General features: G+C 54.3%; 20 protein-coding genes and 1 other annotated feature. Of the genes, 19 read left to right on the top strand and 1 reads right to left on the bottom strand.

What is annotated here, in order from left to right:
* From spoVAD to leuS, 19 genes are all read left to right on the top strand, one after another.
* Positions 1-1,014, top strand: coding sequence for a stage V sporulation protein AD (spoVAD, locus tag BMX45_RS22235; protein ID WP_090911908.1), 1,014 nt, complete (start codon positions 1-3; stop codon positions 1,012-1,014).
* A 4-nt stretch (positions 1,015-1,018) separates the two neighbouring features.
* The gene (gene spoVAE / locus BMX45_RS22230; protein ID WP_015734153.1) at positions 1,019-1,369 is read left to right on the top strand and encodes a stage V sporulation protein AE; all 351 of its coding nucleotides are present in this window, start codon (positions 1,019-1,021) and stop codon (positions 1,367-1,369) included.
* Positions 1,370-1,547: 178 nt separating this feature from the next.
* The gene (locus tag BMX45_RS22225) at positions 1,548-2,504 is read left to right on the top strand and encodes an AAA family ATPase (protein ID WP_090911905.1); all 957 of its coding nucleotides are present in this window, start codon (positions 1,548-1,550) and stop codon (positions 2,502-2,504) included.
* Positions 2,505-2,506: 2 nt separating this feature from the next.
* On the top strand, positions 2,507-3,754 hold the full coding sequence (locus tag BMX45_RS22220; RefSeq protein WP_090911903.1) for a DUF58 domain-containing protein: 1,248 nt from the start codon (positions 2,507-2,509) through the stop codon (positions 3,752-3,754).
* Entirely contained in the window at positions 3,751-5,991 is a 2,241-nt protein-coding gene (locus BMX45_RS22215; protein ID WP_090911901.1) for a transglutaminase TgpA family protein, read from the top strand. The genes BMX45_RS22220 and BMX45_RS22215 overlap by 4 nt, the downstream gene beginning before the upstream one ends.
* A 236-nt stretch (positions 5,992-6,227) precedes the next feature.
* Positions 6,228-6,758, top strand: a complete 531-nt coding sequence (locus tag BMX45_RS22210) for a YqeG family HAD IIIA-type phosphatase (protein ID WP_090912141.1) — start codon at positions 6,228-6,230, stop codon at positions 6,756-6,758.
* A complete protein-coding gene (gene yqeH, locus BMX45_RS22205; protein WP_015734157.1) occupies positions 6,755-7,882 on the top strand; it encodes a ribosome biogenesis GTPase YqeH in 1,128 nt (375 codons plus the stop codon). Before BMX45_RS22210 ends, yqeH begins: the two co-directional genes overlap by 4 nt.
* Before the next feature lie 53 nt (positions 7,883-7,935).
* Positions 7,936-8,802, top strand: coding sequence for a shikimate dehydrogenase (locus BMX45_RS22200; protein WP_036666109.1), 867 nt, complete (start codon positions 7,936-7,938; stop codon positions 8,800-8,802).
* A gap of 100 nt (positions 8,803-8,902) precedes the next feature.
* The gene (yhbY, locus tag BMX45_RS22195; protein ID WP_009592173.1) at positions 8,903-9,193 is read left to right on the top strand and encodes a ribosome assembly RNA-binding protein YhbY; all 291 of its coding nucleotides are present in this window, start codon (positions 8,903-8,905) and stop codon (positions 9,191-9,193) included.
* A 64-nt stretch (positions 9,194-9,257) separates the two neighbouring features.
* Complete coding sequence (gene nadD, locus BMX45_RS22190; protein ID WP_090911900.1) at positions 9,258-9,848, top strand: nicotinate-nucleotide adenylyltransferase; 591 nt, start codon at positions 9,258-9,260, stop codon at positions 9,846-9,848.
* Positions 9,832-10,410 carry a bis(5'-nucleosyl)-tetraphosphatase (symmetrical) YqeK gene (gene yqeK, locus BMX45_RS22185; protein WP_090911898.1) on the top strand — a complete coding sequence of 193 codons (579 nt, stop codon included), beginning with the start codon at positions 9,832-9,834 and terminating at the stop codon, positions 10,408-10,410. Before nadD ends, yqeK begins: the two co-directional genes overlap by 17 nt.
* A complete protein-coding gene (gene rsfS / locus BMX45_RS22180) occupies positions 10,407-10,754 on the top strand; it encodes a ribosome silencing factor (protein WP_009592160.1) in 348 nt (115 codons plus the stop codon). Before yqeK ends, rsfS begins: the two co-directional genes overlap by 4 nt.
* Positions 10,751-11,653 carry a CvfB family protein gene (locus tag BMX45_RS22175; protein WP_090911895.1) on the top strand — a complete coding sequence of 301 codons (903 nt, stop codon included), beginning with the start codon at positions 10,751-10,753 and terminating at the stop codon, positions 11,651-11,653. The genes rsfS and BMX45_RS22175 overlap by 4 nt, the downstream gene beginning before the upstream one ends.
* A gap of 41 nt (positions 11,654-11,694) precedes the next feature.
* Positions 11,695-12,465: a class I SAM-dependent DNA methyltransferase gene (locus BMX45_RS22170; RefSeq protein ID WP_090911893.1), complete on the top strand. Its 771-nt coding sequence runs from the start codon at positions 11,695-11,697 to the stop codon at positions 12,463-12,465.
* A gap of 348 nt (positions 12,466-12,813) precedes the next feature.
* The gene (locus tag BMX45_RS22165; RefSeq protein ID WP_090911891.1) at positions 12,814-13,680 is read left to right on the top strand and encodes a sugar phosphate isomerase/epimerase family protein; all 867 of its coding nucleotides are present in this window, start codon (positions 12,814-12,816) and stop codon (positions 13,678-13,680) included.
* A 28-nt stretch (positions 13,681-13,708) separates the two neighbouring features.
* Positions 13,709-14,878 carry a Gfo/Idh/MocA family protein gene (locus BMX45_RS22160; protein ID WP_090911888.1) on the top strand — a complete coding sequence of 390 codons (1,170 nt, stop codon included), beginning with the start codon at positions 13,709-13,711 and terminating at the stop codon, positions 14,876-14,878.
* A gap of 23 nt (positions 14,879-14,901) precedes the next feature.
* Positions 14,902-15,975 (top strand): Gfo/Idh/MocA family protein, encoded by a 1,074-nt coding sequence (locus tag BMX45_RS22155; RefSeq protein ID WP_090911887.1) that lies wholly within the window; start codon positions 14,902-14,904, stop codon positions 15,973-15,975.
* 84 nt (positions 15,976-16,059) lie between these two features.
* The gene (locus tag BMX45_RS22150; protein ID WP_090911885.1) at positions 16,060-16,941 is read left to right on the top strand and encodes an AraC family transcriptional regulator; all 882 of its coding nucleotides are present in this window, start codon (positions 16,060-16,062) and stop codon (positions 16,939-16,941) included.
* A 40-nt stretch (positions 16,942-16,981) separates the two neighbouring features.
* Positions 16,982-17,242: a binding site (T-box leader), on the top strand.
* 89 nt (positions 17,243-17,331) lie between these two features.
* Positions 17,332-19,773, top strand: coding sequence for a leucine--tRNA ligase (leuS, locus tag BMX45_RS22145; RefSeq protein ID WP_090911883.1), 2,442 nt, complete (start codon positions 17,332-17,334; stop codon positions 19,771-19,773).
* Here leuS and comER read toward each other — a convergent pair.
* The gene (comER, locus tag BMX45_RS22140) at positions 19,754-20,596 is read right to left on the bottom strand and encodes a late competence protein ComER (RefSeq protein WP_090911881.1); all 843 of its coding nucleotides are present in this window, start codon (positions 20,594-20,596) and stop codon (positions 19,754-19,756) included. The two genes, leuS and comER, sit on opposite strands and share 20 nt — an antisense overlap.
* Between the last annotated feature and the right edge of the window lie 135 nt (positions 20,597-20,731).

Here is a 20,731-nt window from a genome sequence, read left to right as displayed (position 1 = left end):
ATGAAGGTGATCGGTCAAACATGGCAGTTCGAGAACAAACCCGTCATCATCGGCACGGGAACGATCGTTGGGCCTGAAGAAGGGGAAGGTCCGCTGGCTAACGATTTCGACTATGTCTACGACAATATTGAGATCAACGAAAAAACATGGGAAAAGGCGGAACGGAAGCTGCTGGAGGACGCGTCGAGAAAAGCCGTCGAAAAGGCAGGCATTAAGGAAGACCAGCTGCAGTTTTTCGTGGGCGGGGATTTGATGAACCAGATCATCAGCAGTTCGTTTGCCGCCAGACAGATGGGCGTGCCGTATATCGGGGTGTTCGGTGCTTGCTCCACATCGATGGAGAGCCTTGCACTCGCCTCCATGCTTGTTGATTCGGGCGGAGCCCAGTATGTCATGGCTGGTACGGCCAGCCATAACTGTACCGTCGAGAAGCAGTTCCGGTATCCGACGGAATACGGATCGCAGAAACCGCCTTATGCGCAATATACAATCACGGGAGCGGGCTGCTCCGTCGTTTCGGACAAGGGAGACGGACCTGCCGTGACGTATGCCACCATCGGCAAGGTGGTCGATCTGGGCATCAAGGATCCGTTCAATATGGGGGCGGCGATGGCTCCGGCGGCGGCCGACACGATCACGAAGCACTTTAAGGACACGGGCCGGCAGGCAAAGGATTATGATCTGATCGTCACGGGCGATCTGGCCTCGGTCGGGCTTCCCATTGCGAAGGACCTCCTGCAGCAGAACGATGTGATCATGGACGGCACGGTATTTGCCGATTGCGGCTTAATGATCTACGACATGGAAAAACAGAAGTACGTCAACGCAGGGGGGAGCGGCTGCGGCTGCTCGGCGGTTGTCACCTACGGCCATATTTTGAAACGGATGCGCAAAGGCGAATTGAAAAAGGTGCTGGTCGTTGCTACCGGTGCCTTGCTGTCGCCCCTTTCTTACCAGCAGGGTGAGAGCATTCCGTGTATCGCTCACGCCGTAGCCTTAGAGATGGGAGGATAACAAGATGCAGTTTTTATGGGCGTTTATTATTGGCGGATTGATTTGCGTCATTGGGCAAATTATGATGGACGTTATTAAACTGACGCCGGCGCATACGATGAGTACGCTGGTCGTTGCTGGGGCCATCGCGGACGGCTTTGGATTGTACGAGCCGCTTGTGAAATTCGCGGGAGCGGGTGCCTCCGTACCGATCACGAGCTTTGGCAACTCGCTTGTGCACGGCGCGTTGACGGAGCTGGGGAGGGACGGCTGGATCGGGGTCGTGACGGGGATATTCGAAGTAACCAGCGCGGGGATATCCTCGGCGATCATTTTCTCCTTCCTGGCAGCGCTGTTCGTTCGTCCGAAGGGATAACATCGTGAACATCCAGAAGCAAAAGACCTCGGCTTTATGCCGGGGTCTTTTTTTCTTCCCTAAAGGGCCTGTAGGAAGGAGAATAACCAAAATATCGCTACGAATGTACTCCGGGACTTCGATCATGTACAATAGTACTAAATTAAGTATTTATTCCCTTACAGGAGGTTAGTCATACATGCCCGTAAGCCAAGAATCCATGAAAGTCATTACCTCGGTACGAACCAATCTGGAGTCGTGCCTACTAGGCAAAGAATTTGAGATCCAATTGCTCCTTACGGCGCTGCTCGCTGGCGGACATGTACTGATCGAAGATGTGCCCGGCACAGGAAAGACCCAACTGATCAAAGCACTAGCGAAATCCATGCAGGGGGATTACCGCCGCATTCAATGCAACCCGGATATCCTCCCGAGTGATATAACAGGCGTTTCCGTTTTCCACCCCCGAGATGAAATGTTTTACTTCCGACCGGGTCCGGTCATGACCAATATTTTGCTTGCGGACGAAATCAACCGGGCCACAACCAAAACGCAGTCGGCCCTGCTGGAAGTGATGGAGGAGCGCAGCGTAACGGTGGACGGGGCTACCCACGAGCTCCCGCATCCTTTCATGTTGTGCGCGACCCAGAACCCGATTGATTTTGAAGGCACCTATATGCTTCCTGAAGCGCAGCTGGACCGGTTCATGCTGAAGCTGAGCCTGGGTTACCCTGATGCCGCCACGGAGAAGCAGCTGATGTACCGTTCGCGCGACGGGCAACTGTCGGACAAGCTTCAGCCTGTAACGCATATGGATAAGATTTCATCCATTCAGCACGAGATCCGCGATGTATTCATCGGTGAGCCCGTTGCGGATTACCTGCTGAATATCACCCGCTCGACCCGTGAGCACCCTTCCGTTATGCTGGGCGCTAGTCCACGGGCCACGCTGTCCTTCATGAATGCGGTTAAAGCCTACGCCTTCCTGCAAGAGCGGGATTACGTTCTGCCAGATGACGTGAAGACGCTTGCTCCCTACGTACTTTCGCACCGGATTATGCTGCGTCCGGAAGCCAGGCTCGACAATGCGAGTCCGGAGTCGGTGCTTGAGTTTATACTCCGTCAGGTTAAAGTGCCTGTTCAGATGGGGAGATAGGCATGCGCCGCGCGGTTTCGTTATTTTTGAATGGCATGCAGCCGTCCAGACTGGCAGCGGTATTGGCGGTATGGTGCTTATGTCTTTTGTATGTTTTATTCCAGGGAGGGAAAACCTCGCTCATGCTCTTCTCCATGGTCAGCCTTCTGACGGTTTATCTGATCGGCGCGGGTTTTGGCGGGGTCAATCGCGTCAAAGCGCACCGGGTCGTCCTTGGGGGAACGGAGCGCGGTGGAGAACAGCTTCGTGCCGGCGAGCAGGTGCGCGTGAAGCTCGAGGTCCATGTCCCGGGGTTGCTGCCGATGCCCTACATGATCGTGCGCGAAGTGCTGCAGAGGCATAACGGCGACTCCTGGTCCTTTGAAGACAGCGTCATTCCGAACCTTAGGGGGGCAGGCAAGCTTGTATTCCAGACGCCTCCGCTCGAACGCGGGCGATATGCTTTTTCCAAGACGGAATGCATAAGCGAAGATATCTTCGGATTGATGGAGCATAAGGGACGCATCGAGGTGGAAACGGATTTCCGCGTTCTGCCGAGAACCATTTATATTCCAAAGTGGCAGCGGAACATTCGGAACTCCAGATTGGGCGGAACGCAAACCACGGTGTCGGCTTCAAGACGGGAAACCACGCAAATTAACGGCGTTCGCGATTATGTATATGGCGACCGGATCTCCCGGATTCACTGGAATGCAACGGCGAAGACCGGCTCGTGGAAATCGAAGGAATTCGAACATGAGTCCTTCCCCAGAACGATGATCGTTCTGGATTGCGCCGCCGACGGGTATGACAATGCCCAGCAATTCGAGCTTGCCGTATCGGCAGCCGCTTCGCTGATCGAATACGGGGCCAAGGAGCATGCGGGGACGGGTCTGTTCACGGCAGCCCAGGAAGCTCAAATGTTCGCTCCGGCCGATAACGCCGGGGAACGGATGCGCATGATTCAGCATTTGGTTGACGTGGATTATAACCGGAAGAGCAAGCTGATTGCGTCCCTTGAGAAATCCTATCGCCATTTCCCAAAAGGGGCCTTGTTCCTCCTGATCAGCCCGATGAGCGGCAAAAAGGCTTCAGAGATCATGCGCTGGGTGGAGACCAGAGGGATGAACCCTTGCTTCTTGCAAATCGCTCCTTCCAAAGAAACAACAAAACGCGATGAATCGATTTCGCTCCTCCAATCCCGGGGGATCTCAAGTTATTCGGTTGCTTCCCTCGACGAGCTTCCGGCTGCGCTGGGAGGTGGTGCATGATGAAGTTATGGCTGGACAAACTATCGACGACCTTCTTCAGCACGTTAACGATGCTGTGGATCTGGATCATGGGGATGCAGTGGATATCCTTCACGGAAACGATATGGCTGTCGGAAACGACCGCCATCGTTATCGCGGCTTTAACGATTACGGCGGTTACTGAAGCGCTGCTGCCGATCAAGCAGGGTTACCGAGCGGTTCTCCAGTTTCTATTGATCCTGTATTGCGTATACAGTTTGCTGAAAACTTCCGGTAACCCGGTTCCTGTCCTCGGAGCGGAAGGTTTCCTGACCGAAGAACTCCTGTATCTCTTTCCTTATTTATGGTTTGCTATCGCTGCTTGGGCCATGTTCCTCTTTCTTGCCCGCTGGGCCAAAACCAAGGGACGCGTGCTTCTTGTAGTCGGAATCCACGTCATTAGTTTTGCCATTTTGGATTCCTTCACGAAAATCGTGCTGTGGGATGAGATTGCTTGGGTCGTCGGGGCCGGAATGGGCTGGCTCGTATCCAGCCACTTCAACCGGTTCCGCAGACGCTTTCCTCAAGGATGGGTCAATCTATCGAAGTATCCGTTTAAGATTATCGCCAATATTCTGGTCATTTTCTCTTTGATTATCGTGGCCGGCGTGAACATGCCTCACGTGAAGCCGACACTGACCGATCCTTATACGGCATGGAGAGAGTGGAACGGGGTACCGTTATCCGGGGTCGGCATATCGGGGACCGGAACTCTTATCGAGTCAGCGTCCGAAAGCATGTCCGGTTACGGAAGAGAGGATAACGATCTTGGCGGCGGTTTTAATTTTGATTATTCGCCGGTGATGTCGATCACCTCGGAAGAACGCAGCTATTGGCGCGGCGAAACCAGAGCCGTGTACTCGGGCACGGGCTGGGCTGACGGAGCCAGCAGCCGTCGATCCGGGACGGGAGTCGACATCGGCGACTCCTTGCCGGGAGAAGCCGGCACATCCGTACCTACCAAAAAGCTGGAACAATCGGTAACGATGCTGAGCGACACGGTGTATCCGGTCTTGTTCGGGGCCTACAGCGTTCGTCAGCTGGATAGCCTGGATGAGGACATCGATCCGGACCGACTCAGCTGGGTGACCGAAGGCGCGGAGATGCATTTGGACGACGTTCGCGATGCGGACTATCCGAAGAGTTATACCGTAACGTCGGAAGTTCCCGTCATCCCGATCGATGAGCTGAGCGCCAGAACTTACGATGAGCTGTATTCCGGCTCGTTCGACGAAGCCTATGTCCAGATGCCGAGAAATTTCCCGGACCGCGTATCGGATCTGGCCGAAGAAATTACGGCGGACGGAGACACGCCGTATGAGAAGGTTATGCTTTTGCAACAATATTTAACGAGCAACTATACCTATACCAACACCCCCGACCTTACGCTCAAAAAGAGCGACGATTTCGTCGATGCCTTTTTGTTTGAAATCATGGAAGGGTATTGCGATTACTTCTCCACGTCCATGGTGATGATGACTCGGTCGCTGGATATTCCTGCACGCTGGGTCAAGGGTTACGCCCCCGGCAGGATGACGGCTTCGGAATACGTTCCGGTCGACGGTCAAGCCTCGATCGAGCCTGATAACTATACCGTCACGAACGCCGACGCTCATTCCTGGGTTGAAGTATACTTCGGCGAGTACGGCTGGGTTCCGATCGAAGCGACTCCGGGATTCAGCATGCCGATTCTGACGGCCGACGCCGAGGCTGAGCCCGTCATCGAGGAGGAAGTGGAAGAGGAAGAAAAGGCCGAGGACGAAGTGACTCCTGCCCAAACTTCTGATAATCCATCATCCGGATGGGTTAAAGTCATAGTAACGGCAGCGGTGGTTGTCATCGTGCTGTGGATTCTGTATATCTTGTGGAGAATGCGCATCAGCCTGCGCTTCGCCGGGGCGCGGATTCGGGCAGGCAAGCCGCTGACGGCAGCGGATAAGGTGATTGCCGAGACGGAACGCTGGATCCGTTCCGTGCAGCGCAAGGGATTGGTAAGGCAAGAACATGAAACCCTCCGCGAATCGGTTCGCCGCTGGGCACATGCGCATCCTGAACTGGAAACAGAGCTGAGACCGCTGCTGCAGCAGTTCGAGGCTGCCCGTTACAGCCCTGCGGAAGTGAAGGAAGAGCAGTGGCGCTCGGTCCAACAGGATGCCGAGAAGCTGAAGAGGTCCATCAAGAAGGTCCGCATTGTGCCGGACAAACGTCTATCAACGTAATCCAAGAAGACAGACCGCGTCACAAGTGGTTGTTCTTGCGATATCAGGATAGCTTGATATGAATACGTTCTGATATCGGTCATTTTCAAGACCGCCCGGTCCGCTTCGACGGCTGCCGGGTGGTCTTTTGCTGGTAAAGATTGCAATCCGGAAAGCAGGAAGGCATCGGCCGTGATTATTTTTACTAAGGAACCGGAATATGGTATAGTTTGTCGTATGAAATTGAGGTGACGAATTTGTTTGAAATGTTAATCCCAAAGCTCCGTGTCAACACGGTTTTTGATATTAACCTGGAGGAATTATATGAGCAGGGGTATCGTGGAATCATTACCGATTTGGACAATACCCTTGTTGGGGCCAAGGCGCCGCTTGCTACGCCGGAATTGGTCGTTTGGTTCAAAAAAGTGAAGGAGATCGGTTTCCAGCTCATCATCGTCTCGAATAATCAGCTCGAGCGCGTATCTAAATTCGCGACGCCGCTGGACATCCAGTATGTGCATGAAGCCCGCAAGCCAAGCAATACTCCGTTTCGCAAAGCGATGAACATGATGGAGCTTACTCCGGAGAAAACGGTTGTTGTCGGCGACCAGATGCTGACCGACGTATACGGCGGGAATCGGCTCGGCTTGTATACGGTTCTGGTTATGCCAATCGCCATCAATGATGAAGGATGGTTTACCCGCCTTGTCAATCGTCGGGTGGAACGCATCGCCTTGACCCGTTTGCGCAAAAAAGGATTATGGATGGAGGAGGAACCGAAATCATGACGTTGCCTACAGGCGGAGACGACATCAAGAAGTGCAGCGGCTGCGGCATACCGCTTCAGAGCGCTGCACAGGACAAGCCGGGCTATTTGCCGGAGAAGGCTTGGGACCGTGACCCGGTGATTTGCCAGCGCTGTTTCCGTATCAAGAATTACAACGAGGCTTCTTCGGTGGCCGTAGACCAGGATGAATTTTTACGGCTGCTCGGACAGATCGGCGGCAAGAATGCGCTGGTCATTCACATCGTGGATCTTTTTGATTTTGAAGGAAGCCTGATTTCAGGGCTGCAGCGGTTTGTCGGCAACAATCCGGTGATACTGGCGGTTAACAAAACCGATCTTCTGCCGAAGGTGACCAATTGGAACAAGGTTCTGAATTGGGTGCAGAAGCAGTGCAAGGAGCATGGTTTGAGAACGGAAGACATCGTGCTCTGCAGCGCGAAGAAGAACCAAGGCTTTGAGCGGCTGCTGGAGACGGTTGCGCATTACAGGGGCGACCGGGATGTCTATGTGGTCGGCGCCACGAACGTGGGGAAATCCAGCTTGATCAATCGCCTGATCCGCGACTACAGCGATCTGGACCAGGAGCTGACCGTTTCCCGTTATCCGGGAACGACGCTCGATATGGTCAATATTCCGCTGGATGACGGCCGGTATATTATTGATACGCCCGGCATTGTATACCCATGGCGCTACAGCGAACTCGTGAGCCGTGAGGATTTGGGAACGGTCATGCCGGAGAATCCGCTGAAGCCGATGGTATATCAGCTGAACGAAGGGCAGACCCTCTTCTTCGGAGGTTTCGGCCGCTTTGATTTTCTGCAAGGGGAGCATCAATCCTTTACTTGCTTCATCAGCGGTCGGCTCGGCATTCATCGGACCAAGCTGGAGCGGGCGGATTCGTTATTTGCGGAGCATGCCGGGGAGCTGCTGTCCCCGCCGACCAAGGAACGGCTTGAAGAGCTTCCGGAATGGACGAGACACGAAATCCGTATTCCTAAGGGTGCGCGCCAAGACGTGTTTATCTCGGGACTCGGCTGGATCAAGATCAACGGTGAGCAGGGAGCGCTCGTAGCGGTTCATGTACCTAAAGGAATCAAAGTCCTGTCGCGTCCATCCCTGATATAAGTGATATATCCCAATGGTAGCCGTCCGGCTATCATGGGAGAGGCAGAGGAGAAATGAAAGTGAATCCAATGAACGAGCGTGATTACTTGCTCCTTGGCGTAATGGGGGATCCGATCGGCCACTCGAAATCACCGGCCATGCATGATGCGGCGATTAACGCCCTGGGCTTGTCAGGAGCGTACGTGCCCCTTCATATTCGCCCGCAGGGCCTGGGCGACGCCATCCAGGCCGTCAAAGCATTGGGATTTCGAGGGGTGAACGTAACGATCCCGCACAAGGTGGAAGTCATGAAGTATTTGGACGTCGTCGATGAAGGGGCGCAGCGCATCGGTGCCGTGAACACCATCGTCAATGACAACGGCAAATTGACGGGTTACAATACGGACGGCATCGGATACGTTCGTTCATTAAAGGATGAAGCCTGTCCCGACTTGAAGGGAAAGCGCATCGTTGTCATCGGTGCGGGCGGTGCCGCAAGAGGCATCATCTATGCCCTCATCGGCGAAGGGCCCGAGAAGATATCCATTGTAAATCGGACGTCCGCCAAAGCATTGGCGCTTGCCGAGGAATGGGGCTCGCTTGCGGACTTGAGAGGGTACGGAGAGGAACAGGCCGGAGAGGCGTTGTCGGATGCCGATGTAATCATTAACACGACCTCAGTCGGCATGTTTCCCCGGGTTTCGGAGCTTCCCATTCCGCCGGAGTCCATACGCGAAGGGATCGTTGTCAGCGATTTGATCTACAATCCGTTGAAGACCGAGCTGCTGCGGCAAGGGGAGCTTCGGCGGTGCACCATACACGGCGGGCTTGGCATGTTCATTAATCAAGGTGCCTATGCATTCGAATATTGGACGGGTCTGACGGCACCCGTGCAGGCCATGAAGGAAGCCGTTCTGACCAGCTTCCAATCCGAGTCTTAATATCTTTGTTTATTGATTAATGCTTATGCAAAAGCTACAATATAGCTTTCGATAAGCGCCAGGTTTTAATAATTGAATGTTTAAGGAGTAATGACCAAGCATGTTAACAGGAAAGCAAAAACGACATTTACGCTCGCTCGCCCATCATCTGGATCCGCTGTTCCAGGTAGGCAAGGGAGGCAGCAATGAGCATCTGATCCGTCATATTTCCGAGGCGATCGAGAAGCGGGAACTCATGAAGGTATCCGTGCTCAACAACTGTCTTGAAGACCCGCGCGAAATCGCCCAGGAGCTTGCTGAAGGAGCCGGAGCCGAGCTGGTGCAGGTGATCGGCAAGACGATCGTGCTTTATAAAGAATCGAAAGACCACAAAACCATCGAACTGCCGTAGGGGGGCCGGACGGCTCCAGCTTAGCGGATATTAATAACTCTCTTATTAGGGGAGGTGAACCCGGATGAAGGTAGGGATAATGGGCGGAACCTTCGATCCCATTCATATCGGGCATATGCTCGCAGCCGAATGCGCGCGGGACGCTTACGATCTGGAAGAGGTGTGGTTTATGCCAAGCCACATCCCGCCGCATAAGGAAGATGCCGGCGTAACGGGCCTGATGAGGCTGGAGATGACCGCTGAAGCCATAGCCGGTCATCCGTCGTTTCGCACGTTGGATTGGGAAGTGAAACGCGGCGGCGTCTCCTACACGGTAGATACGGTCAGAGAGCTGCGCGATGCGTACCCCGAGCATGACTTCTACTTCATTATCGGTGCGGATATGGTTGCGTATCTACCCAAATGGAACCGGATCGGCGAACTGGCGGAAATGCTGACTTTTATCGGGCTTAACCGTCCCGGAACCGAACTATCGGTGGATGATCTGCCTGATTTTCTGCAAAAGGCGGTTGTCACGGCCGAGATGCCGCTGATCGAAATCTCCTCCACCATCATTCGGAGCCGGGCGGCATCGGGTTCGTCCATCCGTTATATGGTGCCGGACCGAGTATACGATTATATTGTTAGGAGCGGTATTTATGGATTACAGCCGTGATGAACTCATAGAAGCCGTATCCTCCCAGATGCCGGCCAAGCGCTGGGGGCATACCCAAGGCGTCATGGAAACCGCGGTCATCCTTGCCGACAGGTTCGGAGCCGACCCGGTTAAGGCGGACTTGGCCGCCATCCTGCATGACGTGGCCAAATACTGGCCCGTGCAAAAGCTTCATCAGATGATGGTGGAGCATAAGCTCTCCGACGAGTTGCTCCATTACGACAAACAGCTTTGGCATGCTGAAGTCGGGGCATTCGTAGCGGAGCACGAATACGGCGTAACGGATGCCGAAGTGCTGGACGCCATCAGGTACCATACGTCGGGGCGCATCGGCATGACGCTCCTTGACAAGGTGGTCTGCCTGGCGGATTATATGGAACCGGGGCGGGATTTCCCCGGCGTGAATAATATTCGCGAACTGGCCAACCATAGCCTTGAAGAGGCGCTTGCAGCCGGTTTTGATTCGACGATTGGATATCTGCTCTCGCGCAGACAAATCATTTTTCCGTTGACGGTGCTAGCCCGCAACGATCTAATTAAGCAATTGGAGGCGAATTCATGACGTTGAAACCGAATGAATTGTTAAATGTGGCAGTAGCTGCCGCTGAAGATAAAAAAGCGATGGATATCGTGGTCCTGGATCTCAGAGGGATTTCCCTGATCGCCGACTATTTTGTTATTTGCCACGGTAACTCGGATACCCAGGTTCAAGCGATCGCGACCGAGGTCCGCAAACGGGCTCATGACGAAGGCGTGGCATTGCGCGGACTGGAAGGAATGGATGCTGCCCGTTGGGTGCTGATGGACCTTGGCGACGTGATCGTTCATATTTTTCACCGCGATGAGCGGGAATACTACAACATCGAGCGTCTGTGGTCGGATGCCAAAGTGGTGGAGAACGTATGAGTCTGATTGCCGGCACATTAACGAAACTCGTTGTATCCAGGGAAGTGTCCCCTTACGGTTATTTTCTGGATGGCGGAGATCGGGATGTGCTTCTTCACTATTCGGAGCTTACGGGTAAAATCGAGCCGGGGGATACGGTAGAAGTCTTTATATTCTTCGATACGGAAGACCGCCTGGCCGCAACGATGAAGAAGCCGTACCTAACGCTGGGCGAAACGGCGAAGCTTGAAGTGGCCGACGTCCATCCGCGCCTCGGCTGTTTCCTTGAGATGGGACTTGGCAGGCAGCTGTTGCTTCCGATCCGGGAATTGCCGGAGCTGCGGGAGCTTCACCCGCAAGTGGGAGACCACGTGTTTGTGATCATGGAGCATGATAAGCAAGGCCGGCTGCGAGCGAAACTCGCCGGGGAACAAGAGCTAGCTCCGCTTGCGTTCCATGCGCCGGATTCGTGGAAAGGCCAATGGTTTACTGCCCTCGTGTATAAACCGCTCCAGATGGGCACGTTTGTCATCATCAATGGCGGCGTGGTCGGCTTCGGCGCAATCGGCATGATCCATTCATCGGAACGGACGCGGATGCTGCGGCTTGGCGAAGAGGTGAAGGTTCGGGTCAGCCATATCCGGGAAGATGGCAGGGTCAACCTGTCCATGGTACCGCAAAAAGAGATCGGACGGACGGATGATGCAGACCGGCTGCTGGCTTTTCTGAAGGAGCGTCCCGGCCATGCGATGCCGTATTCGGATGAAACGCCGCCCGACATCATCAAGCAGCGTTTCGGCATCAGCAAATCCGCTTTTAAACGCGCACTTGGCAAGCTGATGAAGGAAGGCATGGTTACGCAGAAGGACAGCTGGACGTATATGGTCAAAAAAGAGGAGAACTCCGGTTTAAACGAATAACCCGGCAACGCAGGGGAAGCTTCTAAGAAAGTGGTGTCATCATGTTGTCTTACCGCAAGTTTGCTTACGTATATGATCAACTCATGGAAGACATGCCGTACCCGGACTGGATCCGCTTTGCGAGAACCGCCTGGGAGAAGCACGGAATGCCAAAAAGCGTCGTCGAGCTCGGATGCGGGACAGGCAGCATCACCATACCGCTCGTCAACTCCGGTTTTGAGGTAACGGGGATTGACCTGTCAGCGGATATGCTGTCGGTTGCCAGGCGCAAGCTGGAGGGCACGCCTCAGGGACATCGCTTGTTCCGGGAAGGGAGCGTCCGCTGGGTGCAGCAGGACATGCGTTCCTGGGAGCTGCCCGAGCAGGTGGATTCCGTCATTTCATTTTGTGATTGTGTGAACTACCTGCTGGAGGAGAAGGACATCCGCTCCGCTTTCGCAAGGACCTACAACGGTCTCAAGGAAGGCGGCACGTTCCTGTTTGACGTGCATCACCCCAATACGCTGCTGCGATACGAGGAAGAGCAGCCATTTGTTCTGGATGAACGGGAAGTGTCCTATATATGGACATGCGACCTGGATGAACGCCGGATGGAGATTGAACACCATCTCTCCATTTTTGCACGGGATGACCAAGACCGAACGATCTACCGCCGCTTTGAAGAAACGCATGTCCAGCGGGGATACGACCCGGAATGGATGAAGGTTGAGCTGATTAAGGCCGGATTCCGGGACGTGAAATGCTATGCCGATTTTGAGTGGACCGAAGCGGGTCAGGATGCATCCAGGCTGTTCTACGTTGCCGTAAAATAAACGAATACCTTTAGGAGAAGGCACGCTTCTTCGTCTATTCAGGACGGAGGAGGTGCCTTTTTGGTTATATAAGAGTGCCTATACTTCGAGTCCGGGCCGGAGATTCATTATATTCAAAGACATTTCTTTTCGGCTTTATTTGACTGTGGTTAAGGTTCATGGGAAGGGATATGGGTTTGCTTTCGGGACTGTGCTACGATGGGGGATAGATAGGATGATCAGATATGAGAGCGCTATCTTTCGGGAGGCTTTTAACCATCCGGAACGCACTGAATGACATCATATGAGTTCAACGTTGGTCAAATGATGCATAAGCTAATAAATTTGGTCGAGAGAGGATGAATGATTATGAAACTGTCCGTATTTACGGTCGCCACTCCTGATTTACTGCCGGAGGAATTGGCCCAAGCGGCGGCGGATGCCGGTATCGAAGGGATCGAGTGGCGCTTCAAGGAGATTCCGGCAGAGGCTGCCGAAGAGAAGCCTTCCTTCTGGCGGCATAACCGCTGCTCCATCGATCCGAACGGCACGCAGGAAGATTGGCTCAAGTTTAAGCAAGCAGCCGACAAGCATGGCCGACGCAGTCTTGCGGTCGTTCCTTATCTGACCTGCGGCGACGTGGAAGCGACGGAGAAGGTCATGCAAGCGGCCAAGCTGATCGGAGCCTCTTTCATTCGCGTGGGGATTCCGGGATATGACCGAACGCGCAATTACAACGAGCTGTACGACCAGGCGGTCCGTTACCTCCATGAGGTGCAGGATCTCGCTGCCGCTTACGGGGTTAAAGCCGTGGTGGAAACCCATCATCTTACGATCACTCCGAGCGCCGGACTGACGCACCGGCTCGTATCCCACTTCAACCCGCAGCATATCGGCGTGCTGTATGATCCCGGGAACATGGTCCATGAAGGTTACGAGAACTACCGGATGGGCTTGGAGCTTCTCGGTCCCTACCTGGCTCATGTCCATGTGAAAAACGGGGGATATCGAAAAACGCCTTCCGAGGATGGAAGCTCGGCATCCTGGTCCGGAGAATGGGTCTCGCTTGGCCAAGGGGCCGTCCCATGGAAGCAGGTCATACAGGATTTGCAGTCGGTCGGCTATGAAGGGTACTACGGAATTGAGGATTTTAGCGGGACGTTTGAATCCAGGGAGATGCTGCTTCGTTTTGCCGAGCAGATAAACATGTGGGCAGACCATAAACAAAGCGTATAAGACACTTATGAAGGAGGCGATAGATGATATGGAACAGGTAAGAATAGGGGTTATCGGACTGGGGATGGGTTTTTCGCATGCCAAATCGCTTGCCGCTGGGCGGATTGCGGGGGCGCGGCTTAGCGCCATATGCGACCTCAACCCGGCCAAGCAGGAAGAAGCGCGGGCTACGCTCCCTTCGGACGTGAAAATTTGGAGTGACACGGACGCTATGATCTCTTCGGGAGAGATCGATGCGGTGATTATTGCAACGCCCCATTATGCTCATCCTCAAGTGGCGATCGCGTGCCTGAATCAGGGACTCCATGTCCTGATCGAGAAGCCGGCGGGCGTGTATACGAAGCAGGTACGGGAAATGAACCGCGCGGCCGAAGGCAGCGGCAAAGTGTTCTCGATCATGTACAATCAGCGCTGCAATCCGCTGTATAAAAAGCTTAGAGAGCTCATCGCGGCCGGCGAGCTCGGCGAAGTGCGGCGGATGAATTGGATCGTCACGAATTGGTACCGCTCACAGAGTTATTACGATTCAGGCGGATGGCGTGCTACCTGGGCGGGAGAAGGCGGAGGCGTCCTGATTAACCAGTCTCCGCACCAGCTGGATCTGTGGCAGTGGACAACCGGCATGATGCCGAAGAGAATCCGCGCCTTTTGTTCCTTCGGCAAGTACCGGAACATTGAAGTGGAAGACGACGTGACGGCTTATGCGGAATACGAGAACGGCGCCACGGCCGTCTTCATTACGACAACGGGGGAAGCGCCGGGCACGAACCGGTATGAAGTGACGGGAGACCGCGGTAAAATCGTCATCGAGGACGGCAAGCTTACCTTCTGGCGTCTAAGGGTGCCTGAACCGGAGTTCAATCAGCAGTATACCGGGGGCTTCGGCGAGCCGGAATGCTGGAAATGCGAAGTGCCGATTTCGGGGGACAATCCGCAGCATAACGGCATCATCCAGAACTTTGCGGACGCCATTTTGCATGGGACGCCATTGATTGCGCCGGGCGAAGAGGGCATCCACGGATTGACCCTGTCCAATGCCATGCATCTGTCCACCTGGACCGACAATTGGGTCGACCTGCCGTTGGACGAAGATCTGTATTACGAGATGCTGCAAGAACGGATAGCGAATTCGTCCACCCGGAAAACGGTCAAGGAGATCGGGCCGGTGGATATGAGCAAGACGTTTGGCGCTTATTAAATTACAATCGGGAGGCTCTTGGTATGGATCGCAGTAATGGAATGCTCTATGCGCCGGTGGGCAAGGCCCAGCCGGTGTGCAAGCCCGGAGAATTTATTTTTGCAGCCATGTCGCTGGAGCATGGCCATATATACGGCATGTGCAACGGCTTGATTGAGGCCGGGGCGACGCTGAAGTGGGTGTATGACCCAGACCCCGCCAAGGTTGCGGCTTTTTGCAAGGCATACCCGGAGGCAGCCGTGGCTTCCTCCGAGGCCCAGGTGCTGGAAGATGCCGAAGTTCATCTGGTGGCGGCTGCCGCCATTCCTTCGGAGAGGTGCGAGCTTGGGCTGAAAGTCATGTCGCACGGCAAGGATTATTTCACGGATAAAACGCCGTTCACCACGCTGGAGCAGGTGAACGCTGCACGCGCGAAAGCCGCGGAGACGGGCAAGAAATACATGGTCTATTACAGTGAAAGGCTGCATGTGGAGAGTGCCGTCCATGCCGGGAAGCTGATTCAGGACGGGGCGATCGGGCGAGTGGTGCAAGTGATGGGAACCGGACCGCACCGTTTAAATGCGTCCTCCCGCCCGGACTGGTTTTTCCGTCATCAACAGTACGGGGGCATTCTGTGTGACATCGGCTCCCACCAGATCGAACAATTTTTGTTTTATGCGGGATGCCGCGATGCCAAGGTGCTCAGCAGCAAGGTGGGCAATTATGCGAATCCGGAATACCCCGAGCTGGAGGATTTCGGGGATGCGACGCTTGTGGGAGACAATGGGGCCACCAATTATTTCCGCGTCGATTGGCTGACGCCCGGAGGCCTTGGCACGTGGGGCGATGGCAGAACCTTTATTCTGGGAACGGAAGGATACATCGAGCTTCGCAAATACATCGATATCGCAAGGCATCCGCATGGGGATCATCTGTACTTGGTTAACGGTGAAGGAGAGTTTCATATGGAACTCCAGGGGAAAGTGGGCTATCCGTTTTTCGGGGAGCTTATCCTGGACTGCCTGGAACGCACGGAACATGCCATGTCCCAGGAGCATGCCTTCAAGGCCGGAGAATTGTGCGTGATTGCCCAAAATGAAGCCGTGCGCATTCCCTAAAATCATTTATAATAGAGAAAACCCCGTTACGTTGAGGGTTGGGGGTTAGACGACTCCAAAATCGCTAAAGGGGCGACTCTCTAGATGACCTCATCTGTCGATATGATGCCAGGCTTTGACCGCATGCAGCTTCAAGCGCCGTTCGATCTGACCTATTACAATGATCAGCCGCTGTCGGGAGGCCAGTTTCACTCGCATGCTTTTTATGAAATTTATTATTTCCATGAGGGACGCTGCACGTATTTGATCGGCGATTCCGTGTTCACCCTGAAACCGGGGGATCTGCTCCTGATGAACGGGCTTACGCTGCACTGTCCGAACGTTGAACCCGATTCCAGATATGTCAGGAGCATTCTGCATTTTGATCCGGCCTGGATCTGCAAGGGGCTTTCGGAGACGGCCAAATCGATATTGCTTGACCCCTTCGAAACGCTGCGGAATCATCGCATGACGCTGACGGGGGAGAACCGGGAAGAATTCGAAGGGATGCTGGCCGATATACACCGCCTGTCGTCCTCCACGGCCGGCTTTGGTCAGGAGCGGATGACCCTTCGAATCCAGGAGATGATGTACGTCATCGCCGATTGGTGCCAGGCCGCCGTGCAGGATCACGACTCGATCTCGGAGAAGGAGCGGCATGTCCAGCATGTCGTATCGTTTGTCGAGGAGAATTATATGCTGGATCTGACGCTGGAGGGAATCGCCCGCGACATGCATATCACGAAACACTATTTATCCTCCTTATTCAAGGAAGTGACCGGAACGACGGTGTTCAAATATGTGTATCATCGGCGGATCAACCAGGCAAAAATCATGCTCAGGTTCCACCCCCATCTGAGCATAACGGAGATCAGCCAGGCGTCCGGGTTCAAGCATTTGGCCCATTTCAGCCGGATGTTCAAGGCCATGGTCGGGACGACGCCGGAACATTACCGTAGAAGCGGAGAAGAGCTTTCGTTGACTTGATCGTGCTTTTTGGGTATAATAGCCACATTAAAACGGTAATATGAACGCGATGATGAGGATCAATCGTTCCAATTTCGATCATGCAGAGAGCCGGTGTCTGGTGAAAACCGGTTGACGATAGGGATGAACTCGCCTCGGAGCAATGGTGTTAACCCGGCCGTCGGAGGGCTGTATTCCGGCAGAATCGGCCGATGAAGCATCGTCGTCTTATCCGCGATAAGGATGCAAAGGGAGCGAAAGGCAAAGCATGCCTTTGGCTAACTAGGGTGGTACCACGGGAATCAAACCTCTCGTCCCTAGCGATCAACGCTATGGATGATGAGGTTTTTTTGTTTTTTTGGGCTATGGCGCAAGCCTTGCCTCTCGACTGTGAAGGAGGAGCAATGAAGTATGACGGACAATCAACCAACCGGCCACGGCTACCAGCCGCAGGCCATCGAACCGAAGTGGCAGCAGTATTGGGATGAGAACAAAACCTTTAAAACGGAAGATGCCTCGTCCAAACCTAAATTTTACGCGCTGGATATGTTTCCGTACCCATCGGGCGCAGGCCTGCACGTAGGTCACCCGGAGGGATACACGGCAACGGACATCGTGTCCCGCTACAAGCGGATGCGCGGATACAACGTGCTTCATCCGATGGGATGGGACGCCTTCGGCCTGCCGGCAGAGCAGTATGCGATGGACACGGGCAAACATCCTCGGGAGTTCACCGTGCAGAATATCGATACGTTCCGCCGCCAGATCAAATCCCTCGGGTTCTCGTATGATTGGGACCGCGAGATCAGCACCACCGATCCGGAATATTACAAATGGACGCAGTGGATCTTTATCCAGCTCTATAAACGCGGCCTGGCCTATGTGGCCGAGGTTCCGGTGAACTGGTGCGAAGCGCTCGGCACTGTGCTGGCGAACGAGGAGGTCATCGACGGCAAGAGCGAACGCGGAGGCCATCCGGTCGTACGCAAGCCGATGCGCCAATGGATCCTGCGCATTACCGAATATGCGGATCGCCTGCTGGAGGATCTGGACGAGCTGGACTGGAGCGAAAGCCTGAAGGATATGCAGCGCAACTGGATCGGCAAATCCACGGGCGCCGAGGTCCGTTTTGACATCGAAGGGTATGATGGTCATCTGGAGGTGTTCACCACTCGTCCGGATACGCTGTTCGGCGCAAGCTACTGCGTCCTGGCACCGGAGCATGACCTCGTGGACAAGATTGCGACGGCCGATCAGCGTGAAGCGGTGAAAGCTTATCAGGATCAGGCAGCACGTAAAAGCGACCTGGAGCGGACGGATCTGGCCAAGGATAAAACCGGCGTATTCACCGGCGCGTATGCCGTCAATCCGGTAAACGGCGCCAAGGTACCGATTTGGATCGCGGATTACGTGCTTGCCGGCTACGGCACCGGTGCCATTATGGCGGTTCCGGGACATGACAGCCGGGACTGGGAGTTTGCGAAGCAATTCGGTCTTCCGATCATTGAAGTCGTTCAAGGCGGAAACGTCGAGGAGGAAGCATATACCGGCACCGGCGCGCACGTGAATTCCGGCTTCTTGAACGGGCTGGATAATGAAGCGGCTATTCAGGCGATGAATGAATGGCTGGAGAAAGAGGGCAAGGGCAAGAAGAAGGTAACCTACCGTCTGCGCGACTGGCTGTTCAGCCGTCAACGCTATTGGGGCGAGCCGATTCCGATTCTGCATCTGGAAGACGGAACGATGAAGACCGTGCCGGAAGATCAGCTTCCATTGCTCCTGCCGGATGTGGATCAGATTAAACCGTCTGGTACCGGCGAATCGCCGCTGGCCAACGTGACGGAGTGGGTGGAAACAATTGATCCCGAAACGGGCATGAAAGCCCGCCGCGAAACCAATACGATGCCGCAGTGGGCCGGCAGCTGCTGGTACTACCTGCGTTACATCGATCCGGATAACCAGGACGAACTGTGCTCCAAGGAGAAGCAGAAGGAATGGCTGCCGGTTGACCTGTACATCGGCGGCGTGGAGCATGCTGTGCTTCACTTGCTGTATGCGCGCTTCTGGCACAAAGTATTGTATGACCTGGGCGTCGTCGATACGAAGGAGCCTTTCCAGAAGCTGGTAAATCAGGGCATGATCCTGGGGAACAACAATGAGAAAATGAGTAAATCCCGCGGCAACGTCATCAATCCGGACGATATCGTGAACGAGTATGGCGCTGACACGCTGCGCGTATACGAGATGTTCATGGGGCCGCTGGAAGCGACGAAGCCATGGAACACCAACGGCGTTGAAGGAACGCACCGTTTCCTTTCCCGCGTATGGCGTCTGTTCATCGGAGACGACGGTCAATTGAATCCTAAAATCGTGGATGGCGAGGGTACGGACGAATTCAAACGCACGCTGCACAAAACGATTAAGAAAGTGACCGACGACTTTGAGCATCTGCGTTTTAACACAGCGATCAGCCAGTTGATGATATTCATCAACGAGGGGTACAAGAGCGAAGTGCTTCCTCGCAAGGCGATGGAGAACTTCGTCCAACTGCTTTCCCCGCTTGCCCCTCACCTGGCTGAAGAGCTGTGGAGCCGTTTAGGCTACACGGAGAGCGTGACCTACGTGCCATGGCCTGAGTTTGACGAGGCTTGGACCGTAGAGGCAGAAGTCGAGATCGTGGTGCAAGTCAACGGCAAAATCGTGGAACGCGCCAAAATCGCGAAAGACATGGACCAAGAAGCCATGCAACAACATAGCCTCTCCCTTCCAAATGTCAAGCAGGCGCTGGAAGGCAAGAGTATTCGCAAAATCATTGCCGTACCGGGTAAACTGGTCAATATCGTGGCCGGTTAATCGTAAAACCGAAGGCAGCATCCAGTTTGGCCAAATCCTCCTCATACTTTTCGTGTGTGGTTTGGATCAATTGGTAGAACAACCCGTCCAGGTTCGATTCCAGCAGTGCCAGAGCCTGGGCCGTGATGCCTCCGGGAACCGCCACCCGCTTTTGCAGCTCTTCGGGGGAGAAGCCCTCCTCCGTTAGCAGCTTGCCGGTGCCAAGCAGCATTTCGCCAGCTAATGCATTGAGGGACCTGCGGTCGATTCCGGTCATTTCAACGGCAGCATCGATCCATTTTTCCATGAATAAACTTAAAAAAGCAGGCCCGCAGCTGGAGAAATCGGAAGTGATTCGCGTGTGCGATTCCAGTATCTTGAGCGGCCTGCTGATATAAGACAGGAGGCTTTCTATAAGCTGCCTGTCTTCTTCTTTTATTCGGGAACCATACATGCATAACGATGCTCCGCCTCCGGTGATGTTAGTGATGCTCGGTATGATTTTCGCTACCTTGCAGGGCAGCGATGATTCCAGATGGATCAGTTGGACCGGACTCGTGATGGATATGGCGATTTGCCGGGGTTCGAGCCGATCCTTGATTTCGCCGATGACCGCTTTGAATTCCAGCGGCTTGATACATAGGAATAGCAGGTCGCTTTGAGAAGCCGTCTCCGTGTTACAGCTGCATACCGTCAGACCGGGATGACGTTTTGCCAGCTGCAGCGGCTTTTCAGGGCTTCGGTTGCTGACCCGAATCTGCTCAGGCAGGAGTGCGCCCGATTGAATGAAGGCATCGATCAACAGACTACCCATGCTGCCCGTACCGATAAAACCGACCTTCATGTGTATGTTCCCTCCTTTCGCGCTTTACGGCAGAAATGTACCGTCCTTACGTCTAATGTATGCCGGGAAGATGCCGATTCATGACGGTTTTTCATGCGATTTCGGAGGGGGAATAACCGAAGATTATTCCAGAGA

The organism is Paenibacillus sp. cl141a (assembly GCF_900109305.1).
Classification (GTDB): Bacteria; Bacillota; Bacilli; order Paenibacillales; family Paenibacillaceae; genus Paenibacillus_AQ; species Paenibacillus_AQ lautus_A.
Note: the sequence above shows the minus strand (reverse complement) of the source record. Positions and strands in the feature narration are given on the sequence as shown.